The following is an 11207-nucleotide window of genomic DNA, read 5'->3' as shown; positions in this document are numbered from 1 at the left end:
AGCTGTAGCCGACTTGCAAGGCCGGAGAAAGGCGCAAGATTGGCAGGATCGGGACGAAAAGCTAAGCCGGCTTCGCCGCAGCCTTACTGGTGTGCATGAGAATTCCGACAAGCGCCAGAACTGGCGGCAGCAGGAAACATTGCATGCCGGCGAACAGAAAAAGTGCGGCGGCCATGCCGCAGCCAAGGGCAAAACCGCCGACGGCAGCTCCCATGCGGGCAAGCCGGGCGGTCATTGCCGCCCGCGCCTCCGGCTCGGCCCCGCGCAGCATATCGGCGATATCGATCATGATCTGCGTCGTCGTCCCCGTCATCATCGTCGTCGGCGGCGTCGAGCCGAGATGGACGCGATGAGCCGCCGTCTGGATCGCCATCGCCGAGACCAGCGTCATGCCTGTGAGGATCGCCTGCCAGCCATCCCCATCGGCGAACGGGCCGAAACGGATGGCGAAAATGGCGGCAAGCACCAACAGCAGGAATTTCAGCGACAGGATGATCTGCAATGTCGGCAGGTTGCGCCGCGACAGATCACTGCCAATGAGGCGCGCGAAAATGACGACGACGCAGAAGACCGGCAGGGCCAGAAGCTTGGCCGCAGCGCCGGACGTTCCGAGCGCCATGGCCGCGCCGAAGGTCACGAAATTGCCTGTGACATGCGCCGTGAACAGGCCGTGCAAGGCAAGAAATCCGGCGGTATCGACATAGCCGCCATTGATGCTCAGGAGGGTGGGCAGGCTCGGCTTCATCGGCTCCTCGTCTTCGCGTTGATCGCCTCCGATCTTATCGCGCCGAACAATCGCCAATGTCGAGATAATTGCGCAATCACGCTGTACAAGCTTGTGACGATTTCTCCAGCTAATCGCCGCTCGCGCCTATTCGCCGCGCTCGCTTTCGAGTGCGGCGATTTCGTCGGAGATTTCCGTAATCCTTTGCTGAAGCTCTGCTTCGGTGCCGTCCTCGACGTCACCTTCGCCAAAACAATAGCGCGCTATATGCAGCTCAAGCTTGGCCTCGAGTTCCTCGCGCTGGACGTGGAGATGTTTGAGATGGCTGTTTCGCATTGCGAACCACGCTTTCGATAAAATAAGTCTCACCCTTATAAATAGGTTGGAGACCAGAAAGTTTCGATGCACATGTCAGGCGCCTGGCCAAAACTGCTTCCGCAACACGCTGTAACACCGTATCCCCCGCCTATTGCAAAGCCCTCACCCGATATTCACATTCACGCGACCTGCACCTGAAACACGCTGAAGGCAAATATTGGCGCTGACACGGGCCATGGATTTGGGCTAATTCAGGTGGCTTGTTCGAGGTATGGTGTGTTGAACGAAAAAATTGCCGTCATCGGCCTGGGTTATGTGGGATTGCCTGTCGCGATCGCGCTGGCCGAAAAATTTCATGATGTGGTCGGTTTCGACATCAAGGCCTCCCGCGTCGCCGCGCTGAAGGCGGGTGACGATGATACCCGCGAGGTTTCCGCTGAGAGGCTGAAAGCGAGCGGGCTGCGCATCAGCAGCGACCTGCAGGACCTGCGGGACCGCGATATTTTCATCGTCGCCGTGCCGACGCCGATCGATCGCAACCGGCAGCCGGATCTTAGGCCGATGATTTCCGCCTCGCGCACGGTGGGCCAGGTTTTGCGCAAGGGCTCAGTCGTCGTCTACGAATCGACTGTCTATCCCGGCGTGACGGAAGAGGTATGCGGCCCGGTGCTCGCAGAAGTTTCCGGCCTGCGGCAGGGTGAGGATTTCCATGTCGGCTATTCGCCTGAGCGCATCAACCCCGGCGACAAGGAACACACCTTCGAGCGCATCGTGAAGGTCGTCGCCGGCGACAGCGAGGAAACGCTGGACAGGATCGCCGCCGTCTATGGCGCCGTGGTCGAGGCCGGCATTCACCGCGCGCCCAGCATCAAGGTCGCCGAAGCCGCCAAGGTGATCGAAAACACCCAGCGCGACGTCAACATCGCGCTGATGAACGAGCTGTCGATCATCTTCGAAAAGATGGATATCCGCACCGCCGACGTGCTCAAGGCGGCAAGAACGAAATGGAATTTCCTGCCTTTCACCCCCGGTCTCGTCGGCGGCCATTGCATCGGCGTCGATCCCTACTACCTCACCGCCAAGGCGGAAGAGCTCGGCTATCACCCGGAGGTCATTCTTTCCGGCCGCCGCATCAATGACGGCATGGGCGCCTTCATCGCCCAGAAGCTCATCAAGATGCTGGTATCGGCAAAGAAGCCTATCAATGGCGCCAGAATCGGCATCTTCGGCCTGACCTTCAAGGAAAACGTGCCCGATCTGCGCAACAGCCGCGTGCCCGACATCATCCGCGAGCTGCACCAGTTCGGCCTGGAGCCGCTGGTGCACGATCCGATGGCGAGCCATCCGGAAGCGGAAGAGGAATACGGCATACGCCTGGCGCAACTGAAGGATTTCGGCAAGCTCGACGCCCTCGTTCTTGCCGTTCCGCACAAATCCTATCTGGCCGAGGGTGCTGCCGGTATCCTCGATCTGCTGACCGAGAACGCCGTGGTCGTCGACGTGAAAGCGGCACTCGACCCCCGCAATCCCTTGCTACAGAGCCACTCGGTCTGGAGCCTCTAGGGGTCTGGCGGAAGACCCCGGCCCGATGCCGATCAACCGTCTTTCGCGTCGGAACCACCGACCGTCAGCGCCAGTCCCTCCTCGACGGAATAGGGCGGCGACCAGCCGGTGATCGCTTTCGTCTCGCCGATATCGACCTGAAGCGAGCCAAGAAGACGCTGTGCCGCCGCACGGCGCCCGAGGAGCGCTGCTAGTCCTTCCAGCAAAATCGGTGGCACCGGCAGCATGAGGGCTTTCCGCCCCGTGGCCGACGACAGCCTGGCAATCAATTCGCCGATCGAAAGATCCTCGCCGTCGCTGATCAGAAACACACGATTTCCGACGGCCGGATGACGAACGCAGAGCAGCATGAAATCGACGAGATTGCCGACGAACACCAGAGACCGCCGATTGACGACATTGCCGAACGGCCAGGGGAACGGCCGCTTGGCCCATGTCATCAGGCTTGCGAAATTCGCTTTGACGCCGGGTCCGTAGACCAGCGGCGGCCGGATGATGACGACATCCATGCCCGTCTCGGCGGCCACGGCCAGCAGTGCCTCCTCCGCTTCCAGCTTCGAGCGGCCATAGGCATCTTCCGGGTGCGGGACATCCGAGGCCTTGAAGGGCTTATCCCGCGCGGTTTCCTCGCCATTGACCTTGATCGAGCTCAGGAAGAGGAAGCGCCTGACACCGGCTCTCGCCGCCTGCCGCGCCAGATTGACCGTGGCATCGACATTGACGGCGCGAAATGCGGCAAGCGGATCGGCTGCACTCTCGTTCATGACATGAACGCGGGCGGCCAGATGCATGACGACGTCGGCACCGGCAAGCGCAGCCGACCAATCCGTCCCGCCATCGATCGCGCCCATGGCGACGAATCCCGGCCTCGGCGCGCGGCTCACCGGCCGATACTCCATCTGCCGCCGGGAAAGCTCGGCACAAAGCGTCCGTCCGACAAAGCCCGTCGCACCGGTGACCAGGATCATGCGTCCATTGCCTCTATTCGTTCGTCTGTTCGTTTTGTCGGACATGCTTTGCATAGGACATCGGCTGAGAACAAGCCCGAGGAATTTTGAGCAGGGCGGTTGTGCGCCAATCCGCGATATGAGATGCACAACGGAACAATGGCTATCATCGCGACCGCAAAGCCGGTGCCAATGCAACTCAACGAGACGATGCTCTATACGATCGCCAAGCGCCTTTTCGATTTTCTTGCCGCTCTTGCCGCGGCCATCGTCTTTTCCATTCCGATCCTGATCGTCGCCATCGCCGTTCGCGTGACATCGCCAGGCCCCATCCTCTACTGGTCGGATCGGGTCGGCCGCGGAAATAAGATTTTCGGCATGCCGAAATTCCGCAGCATGCGCACGGATACGCCCGCGGTCGCCACGCACCTGCTGAAGGATCCCAAGATCTATCTGACGCCGATCGGCTCCTTCCTGCGCAAATCCAGCCTGGACGAGCTGCCGCAGCTCTGGTGCATCCTGAAGGGAGAAATGAGCATCGTCGGCCCCCGCCCCGCTCTTTTCAATCAGCACGACCTGATCGCGCTCCGCACCGAGCGCGGCGTCGATGCCTTGTTGCCCGGCCTTACCGGTTGGGCGCAGGTCAATGGTCGCGACGAACTGCCTATTCCTCAGAAGGTGGCGCTGGACGAGGACTATCTGCGCCAGCGCTCCTTTCTCTTCGATCTCAAGATTATCATTCTGACGGCATTGAAGGTGGTTCGACGCGATGGAGTGACCCATTAGCAGGCACCTTGGCAAGCATCGGACGGAAATCGCCGTGGCGGAGGGAGTGGTGCGCAAAAATGCCGTATTCCTGCCCCTTTGCGACCCTAGGGGCCGTCATCGGGTTCCGGAATGCCGGATATTCAATCGAATGTGGACGACGACATTGGACGACTCGCGCATGAACAACCTGCATGCTGATCTCGCGGCCGAAACTCCTGGCGTCGCCAAAGCAGCGAGCACAATGCCGAAAGCTGTGGCGATCATCGGCGGCTTGCTTTGGCTTTTCCTGGCTTCTCCGACCGTCGTCGAAAGCGACGCCTATCGCTATGCGGCGGCGCTCCTCTCGCTGATCGCCCTCTATTACTATATGAGAGCGCCCGTGCGGCCGCGCACGGACTGGATCGGCTGGCTCTGCATGGGCTGGGCTTTCTACGTGATGGCGCGCTTCGGCATCAACTATTGGCTGACGCCGCAGCATGATATCGGCGCATCGGACTGGCTCTACGCCTTTCCCTTCTTCTTTCCCATCATGGGCGTCGCCTTCCTGATCTATGAAGAGCTGATGGAAAAGATCGTGGCGGCCTATTTCGCCATGGCGCTCATCATGCTGATCGCCACGCAGCATTTCCGCGAGGTTTTTGCCGGCGAGACCATCCGCCCGCTGATCATGAACAATCAGATCCACGGCGCCGTCGCCTGCGGCATGATCGTCATCTTTACGCTGTTCTGGCTGCTGCACTACCTGACGGAAAAATCCGGCGATCGACGGATTGCTCGCTTCGCCTACATCGTTTCGCCCTTCATCTTCGCTCTCTGCTTCATCGCCATTTACGGTGCCAAATCGAAGGGCGTCTGGCTGGCGCTCGGCATTACCCTACCGCTGATGGCGCTTATCACGCTGACCTATCTGCGCATGAAGAGCGGCATCATCGCCATCGTCGCCGTAGCGGCCTTGCTGATAGCCGGCGTCTATGGTGTGCGGCACAATCTCGACAAGACGGCAGGTCCGACCGTATCGGCGGCTCTTGCCATGGTGGAAAATGTCACCGGCGGTCACGATCTGGGCGGCGTGGTCTCAAGCACCATCAGCTCCACCAATACCCCGGTATCGATGGACGAGCGCCTGCAGCTCTGGTCGAACAGCTGGGAGGTCTTCTCCTCCGCGCCCGTTTTCGGCTGGGGCAGCAAATGGCTCGAGCGCTGGGCCGAGACGCGCTATTCGCACATTCAATACACGCTGCTGCACAATGGCTACCTGGAGATCCTGGTGCGCTACGGCCTGTTCGGTGCCGTCGTGATGGCCTTCATGCTCGGCGTCTTCATCCGGGCCGTCTGGCGCGCCCGCAAGGCGGGAATCATCCCCCGGGCCGCATGGCACGCCTATATCGTATGCATTTTCTTCTTCTCGCTGACGCTGCTCAGCAACTCCAACAACCGTCTCGCCATCGGCGAAGGCTTCGCCTTCGCAAGCTCCGCCTTCGCCTGCTGGTGCCACATGCGCACCAAAGGCGAATATCTGGCGGCGTCGAAGCCGGTGCTGCAGAGCGCCACATCCAGCGCTTGAGTTCATCAGCCGCGGCGCTTAGCGATCGCCTTTTCGAAGATGCGCTCCAATTGCCGCGCACTTTCCATCCAATCGAAGCGAGCGGCATTCGGCCTTGCCTTTTCGGCAAGGCGCGCATGAAGCTCGCTATCGGTCGCAAGGCTTTCCAGACCGCCAAGGATGGATTGCACATCGTTGGGGTCGACGAGGATACCCGCCTCCCCGGCAGCCTCCGGCATGGATGATGTATTTGATGTCACCACGGGTATGCCCATTGCATTGGCTTCGATGATGGGAAATCCAAAACCTTCATAAAGCGACGGCATCGCCAGAAATCGGGCCCGGCCATAGAGCTGCGCCAAATCGGCATCGGATACATAGCCGGTCAGCCGAACGAACGGCTCGATCTGCAGGGTCGCGATGTGCTCCTTGAGATCACCAAGCCTCCAGCCTTGGCCGCCGGCGAGCACGAGCAGCAACTCTTGCCGTATCGCTTCCGGCAAAGACGCGTAGGCCTGCAACAGCCGCAGCAGATTTTTGCGCGGCTCAAGCGTCCCCACGAATAGAATATAGGGGCGATCGACGCCAAAAGACGACAGAGGCTTGGGCTCGGTCGTCCCGCCGATGGCCGTCAAACCAGGATAGACCACGTTAAGCTTTTCGCCGCATGCCGGAAACTGAGCCTTCAGCACATTAGCCGTGGCGGCGGAAACGGCAACGACTTCATCCGCAACTGCAATCCCCGGCTTCATCAGCCAACGATCGCCCATCCATGTCTGCCAGCGCATGGTTGCGGCCATGTCCTTCCAGACGAGGTCATGGATCGTGATGACTCGCGCGATCCGGCGATCAAGAAAGGACGGCAGACGGTGCGCCGGCCCCCAGAAGACGTCAATCCCGTCCTGTGCCGCGCGGCGTGGCAGCTCCGTCTGCGCCCAGATCATTCTCCTCACGCCGCCCGGAAAGCGCGCGACGCGCAGCTCCGCGGGGGGCAGAGCCTTTACGTCCCCATGAGGCTCCTGCGGAAAATATAGATAGAGCTGATGGCCAAGAAGCGCGAGATGCCGGCTCATTTCCAACACATACCGGCCAATTCCGGTCATGCTCGTCACCAGATTGCGCGCGTCGATACCGATCTTCATTTGGAAATCACCCCTGCGCCGACATGTGTCGCGATCTTGTCATCACAACGGGACCCTCAGCGGATTGCTCCACCAGCCGACTGACTCTTGAACCATGCCTATCTCGGCAGAGGCAGCACCCCGTCGCTTGAACTCCAGTGGGATATCGATCGCCAAATAGACACTATCGCCGGGCGGCACTACGAGCGGAATACGAGATTCATAGTTGTCGGGACCTATAAAGCCGCCATCTTTCGACGGGATGCGATAACTCGCCGCCACTCCAAACGAACCATCGGCGGTGCTGGCGCTCGCCCATGATTTTGGCGAGAGATTTGTCACTCGGACGAGGTATTTCAGGTTCCCGCTGTCGGTTGCGATCGGTCCTTCGACCAGCTCGATCTTGTGCCGGGTGTCCCCGCGAACAAGCGGCTTGGACATTTTCGTGTTGCCGATATCGGTAATCGGGACATAGGTCTTGTCCGCAGCTGGCTTGTATATCCGATACCAGTCGTCAGCGAGGACGACCCGCTGCAATTCCTCGGCGCTTTCCCTCCAGCTTGTCCCTCTATTCACCATCGGCTGCGAAGAGGAAGAGAGGACGCTATCGGTGGAAGCATTCACGAATGAACGGATCGTTGCTGCAAGAGAATCGGCGGAACCGCTGGTGAAGAAGCGACAATTTTGGTCACTCGCCGTGACTTCGCGAAAAACGGGAATATCGCTCGCAATCACGGCTTTCCCGAAATGCGCCGCTTCCACGATCGGAAGACCGAAACCCTCCGCATAGGAAGCCGCAATCAGCGCATTGCTGCTCGCATAGGCCTGCTGCAGCTTTTCATCCGAAATGCCATTGAGCCAGACGAGGCGCTTTCCGTATTCACGATGCTGCTCGATGCGCCGAACAAGATGCTCGACGCCCCACCCGGGCTTCCCGACGATCGTCAGCCCGACATCCTGACCCTCATCCCACAATCGATCGAAAGCGTCCAAGGCGATCGCATAGCCTTTACGAGGCTCGAGTGTCCCGACCATAAGGAAGGCGGGGCGCTCGTTTTGGCGATCAGCGGCGATGCTTGTGGAAACGGCCGCTTTGCCAAAATCGGCACCGAGATGCCAATAGCCTATCTTCATCTCTCGCGGAAACTGGATGGCCTCGAGTATCGTGATCAGCTCATCGGCAACGGCCTTCGAAATACAGACAAATGCGTTCGAATAAGCAAGTGCCGTCTGAAACCATGCCGAGAAGGTGGGAGGCATGCCTGGATCGCAGAAGCCGGGAAATCTCAACGGAACCGTGTCGTAGAGACACGAAATGACTGTCGCGCCTCTGAGCCGCGCGGCGCGCAGTGTTTTATAGTGATGCCTGAAAAACTCCCAGGAACTGTCGAGCATCAAGATGCGGTCACTCGCGGAAAACTCCAGACGCGCATCTTCTGCGAATGCAGTCACACCCTTGGGTTTCTCCAGCGTCCTCGGAATAGCGAACCAACCGTCGGGGGAATCGCTATAGGCCACGATCCGCTCTACATCATGGCTGTCTGCATCCTGCGACGCAGGCAGATTGGCACATATGTTCTTGACGACCCGCTGAATCCCGGTCTTGTGATCGACGCGATATGTGGATGTGGCGTCGATGATCAGCCGCGACCCTGTCGACCTTATGATCTCCGCGCGCGCAAGCGCCTCCGAAACCATGTCCGGCGGGAGATCAATACTTTGAACCTGGCGCAAAACGGCTTGCTGAGCCGTTGAAAGCGGTTCAGCGTTGCCTTTGCTCCGGGCAGTCGCAACGGCATCCTTCAATGCGGCAACGGCGATGGCGGCGGATCTCGTCCAGCTGAAGTCCAGAGCACGGCTCCGCTGCCTCTCGGCCGCAACTCTTGTCGCCTCGCGGTCGCTCAGCGCATGCTGCATGACCCGCGCTATGTCAGTCACATCGGCTGGGTCGAAGAGAAATTCTTGATCTCCAATGACTTCGGGCAAGGCGCCGGTGTTCGACGCTATCACGGGGGTGCCGCAAGTTGTCGCTTCCAGCGCCGTCAGGCCAAAACCCTCCAGTAGAGAAGGCTGGATTACCAGGTCAGCCTCCTTATAGAGTGCTACAAGTTGGCTGTCGGTCACATGTCCAACCGCTACAAAGTCCCGCGCGGGAAGCCCCAGCTTCCGCCATCTCTCCTCTTCTTCTTTGAGGGGCGATTTCGGATGATCGCCGGCCAGCACGAAACTGTACTGCGCTCGCAGATCTGCCGGCAACCGCGCAAACGCCGCGATGGCGGATTTCACATTCTTTCGCCAATCCAGGCCACCAACATAAAGGATGAAACGCTTCTCCGTTGGCCTGGGAAACTTTCCATCAGCATGGTCGATCGCATCCCTGAAATCTTTCGATATTCCTGCGAGCATATTGATGGCATGAGAATTTTTCGAGATTTCGACGCACTCGCTGCGAGAATATTCGGAAATGCAGAGATTGAGATCGAATTGTGAATAAAAGGCAAGGCGCCGCTCATAGCAGGTACGCGTCGCCGACGTCAGCAAATACTGTTGGGGGTAACGGTGAGGTATCGCATCGTAGAATATGGATGCGACAGGAATTTTCAAAATACCATTGGGAAGAAGGGGAATGGCCTTATCCCTGAAACCTTCGAAAGGGCTTGCGGAGAGGGCAATGTCCGGATTGAGCGAGGCCACATGATATGCGAGCGCGATCTCGCTGAGCCGCCGTCGCTCGGAATAGCCGTCGATCCCTTCCCCACCCTCGGCAACGCCATGCCACATGAGGATGTTGGCGGGTTTTATCCATTGTTGAAGATGGTCACGAGCAGCAAGCGCATCCTGCGGCATACCGGCATTGAGCGAGACGAGGAGATCGATCTCCGGGTGATTATCGATGATCCCCAGGAGCAGTTCCTGCACATATCGACCAATTCCGCGCCACTTGCTCGCTGTCTGAAAGCATTGCCCATCAATCCACAATCGCATCAAAGACGATCTTTCATTTCGATTTTGAGATGCCCTGAAGCAACATGTTCCATTTGGTCACAGCGCCCTTCGGCGCATCGATAAACCATTGCCCCTCCTGGTCGCCGTCCAGGAATTCGAGCGTTGGAACTCCATATCCCTGGGCTCTTGCGAATGCCGCAAGCCTTCCCCTTAACATTGGAAAGCGCTGCGCCGACCGAAGGCAGGCATCCTTTAACCGCGGCCTTTTGGCAAGCCAAACCAAGAGCCTTTCGAGAAAGACAGCGACGATACGTTTCAGTAGCCTCTTCATCTCCACGAGCTTTCGATTTCCTGCCCGAAGCGGGCGAGTAAAACATCATGAAATGCTATTGTGCACCTGTTCGAGTTGGTGGCGAGGAACACTCTCCGGACTGCTCGCGTCCCGGGCAGCGTCCTCCAGATCGCAGATTTGATCGTCCTCTGCTGACGCGCAAGCTCCGCGCTGGTCTACATTATCAGCGCGCGATCCGGATCTTCCAGTCCTCTAATACGTCGCCAAGGGTGCGACGCAGGTCTATTTCCGGCTTCCAGCCCAGGGCTTCGAAGGCCGCCCTGTTATCACCGGCGGCGACGGCAATTTCCGATCCGCGCAACCGCTTCGGATCAACTTCAACGTCGACATCCGATCCGGACAGCTCAATCAGCATATCGAGTATCGACTGAATCTGCACCGGCCGGCCTGACGATAGATTGAAGACTCCGCCCAGAACCTCGGATGTCACGTCGTTCAGCGCGGCATCGGCATAGGCGCGCACGACATCGCGAACGTCGAGAAAGTCGCGGTATGCCGAAAGATTCCCGACGCTGATACGAGGAACTCCGACACCCGAGGCAATTTCGGCGAGTTGCTTCGCGAAAGCGGGTACGACATAGTCGACCGTCTGGCCAGGTCCGGTATGGTTGAACGGACGAAACCGGATCGCTTTCAATCCATCATAGGCAAGTTGGCCGATCAAAATATCGGCCGCCGCTTTCGTCGCGCCGTAAACATTCATCGGCTTGAGCGCCGCGGTTTCCTTTATCGGCACCTTCGCCGCGTCAACGAACGAGGCGCCATAGGCTTCAGAGCTGCCGACGAAGACAAACCGGGCCTCCGGCGCATATTCCATCACGGCATAGGCGAGATTCATCGTACCCTGGAAATTCACATCCCAGGCCCGCTGTGGCATCTTTCGCGCATCCCCCGGGGCGGCGATGGCAGCGAGATGGATGATGGC

The 11207-nt window shown here is 59.1% G+C and carries 10 protein-coding genes; 4 read left to right on the top strand and 6 right to left on the bottom strand.

Going from position 1 to position 11207, the window contains the following annotated elements; all coding sequences use genetic code 11:
• Positions 1-61: 61 nt before the first annotated feature.
• Positions 62-745 (bottom strand): DUF1275 family protein, encoded by a 684-nt coding sequence (locus FHT29_RS14275; protein WP_047554418.1) that lies wholly within the window; start codon positions 743-745, stop codon positions 62-64.
• A gap of 126 nt (positions 746-871) precedes the next feature.
• A complete protein-coding gene (locus tag FHT29_RS14270; RefSeq protein ID WP_047554321.1) occupies positions 872-1060 on the bottom strand; it encodes a hypothetical protein in 189 nt (62 codons plus the stop codon).
• Positions 1061-1318: 258 nt separating this feature from the next.
• Here FHT29_RS14270 and FHT29_RS14265 point away from each other — a divergent pair, with 258 nt between their 5' ends.
• Positions 1319-2605, top strand: coding sequence for a nucleotide sugar dehydrogenase (locus FHT29_RS14265; protein ID WP_047554323.1), 1287 nt, complete (start codon positions 1319-1321; stop codon positions 2603-2605).
• Positions 2606-2637: 32 nt separating this feature from the next.
• Here FHT29_RS14265 and FHT29_RS14260 read toward each other — a convergent pair whose 3' ends face one another.
• The gene (locus FHT29_RS14260; RefSeq protein ID WP_047554419.1) at positions 2638-3573 is read right to left on the bottom strand and encodes an NAD-dependent epimerase/dehydratase family protein; all 936 of its coding nucleotides are present in this window, start codon (positions 3571-3573) and stop codon (positions 2638-2640) included.
• A gap of 189 nt (positions 3574-3762) precedes the next feature.
• Here FHT29_RS14260 and FHT29_RS14255 point away from each other — a divergent pair, with 189 nt between their 5' ends.
• Together FHT29_RS14255 and FHT29_RS14250 are read left to right on the top strand one after the other, a co-directional pair.
• Positions 3763-4338, top strand: a complete 576-nt coding sequence (locus FHT29_RS14255) for a sugar transferase (RefSeq protein ID WP_037196155.1) — start codon at positions 3763-3765, stop codon at positions 4336-4338.
• Between the two features lie 160 nt (positions 4339-4498).
• A complete protein-coding gene (locus tag FHT29_RS14250) occupies positions 4499-5884 on the top strand; it encodes an O-antigen ligase family protein (RefSeq protein ID WP_052224133.1) in 1386 nt (461 codons plus the stop codon).
• A gap of 5 nt (positions 5885-5889) precedes the next feature.
• Here FHT29_RS14250 and FHT29_RS14245 read toward each other — a convergent pair whose 3' ends face one another.
• Positions 5890-7005, bottom strand: a complete 1116-nt coding sequence (locus FHT29_RS14245) for a glycosyltransferase family 1 protein (RefSeq protein WP_037195777.1) — start codon at positions 7003-7005, stop codon at positions 5890-5892.
• A 42-nt stretch (positions 7006-7047) separates the two neighbouring features.
• Positions 7048-9678 (bottom strand): glycosyltransferase family 1 protein, encoded by a 2631-nt coding sequence (locus FHT29_RS14240; protein WP_162734480.1) that lies wholly within the window; start codon positions 9676-9678, stop codon positions 7048-7050.
• Here FHT29_RS14240 and FHT29_RS14235 point away from each other — a divergent pair, their 5' ends adjacent.
• On the top strand, positions 9679-10053 hold the full coding sequence (locus FHT29_RS14235; RefSeq protein WP_168599783.1) for a hypothetical protein: 375 nt from the start codon (positions 9679-9681) through the stop codon (positions 10051-10053). It begins immediately after the preceding gene.
• A 392-nt stretch (positions 10054-10445) separates the two neighbouring features.
• Here the strand turns inward: FHT29_RS14235 and FHT29_RS14230 are convergent.
• On the bottom strand, positions 10446-11207 hold a 762-nt coding region (locus FHT29_RS14230; RefSeq protein WP_168599782.1), incomplete at its 5' end, for a GDP-mannose 4,6-dehydratase.

Source organism: Rhizobium sp. SG741, assembly GCF_012275435.1.
Classification (GTDB): domain Bacteria; phylum Pseudomonadota; class Alphaproteobacteria; order Rhizobiales; family Rhizobiaceae; genus Rhizobium; species Rhizobium lusitanum.
Note: the sequence above shows the minus strand (reverse complement) of the source record. Positions and strands in the feature narration are given on the sequence as shown.

Excerpts from the sequence above, each read along its gene's own strand:
- FHT29_RS14255 (WP_037196155.1), top strand. The coding sequence starts at position 3,763 with ATGCTCTATACGATCGCCAAGCGCCTTTTCGATTTTCTTGCCGCTCTT.
- FHT29_RS14270 (WP_047554321.1), bottom strand. The coding sequence starts at position 1,060 with ATGCGAAACAGCCATCTCAAACATCTCCACGTCCAGCGCGAGGAACTC.
- FHT29_RS14275 (WP_047554418.1), bottom strand. The coding sequence starts at position 745 with ATGAAGCCGAGCCTGCCCACCCTCCTGAGCATCAATGGCGGCTATGTC.
- FHT29_RS14260 (WP_047554419.1), bottom strand. The coding sequence starts at position 3,573 with ATGATCCTGGTCACCGGTGCGACGGGCTTTGTCGGACGGACGCTTTGT.
- FHT29_RS14250 (WP_052224133.1), top strand. The coding sequence starts at position 4,499 with ATGAACAACCTGCATGCTGATCTCGCGGCCGAAACTCCTGGCGTCGCC.
- FHT29_RS14245 (WP_037195777.1), bottom strand. The coding sequence starts at position 7,005 with ATGAAGATCGGTATCGACGCGCGCAATCTGGTGACGAGCATGACCGGA.
- FHT29_RS14235 (WP_168599783.1), top strand. The coding sequence starts at position 9,679 with ATGATATGCGAGCGCGATCTCGCTGAGCCGCCGTCGCTCGGAATAGCC.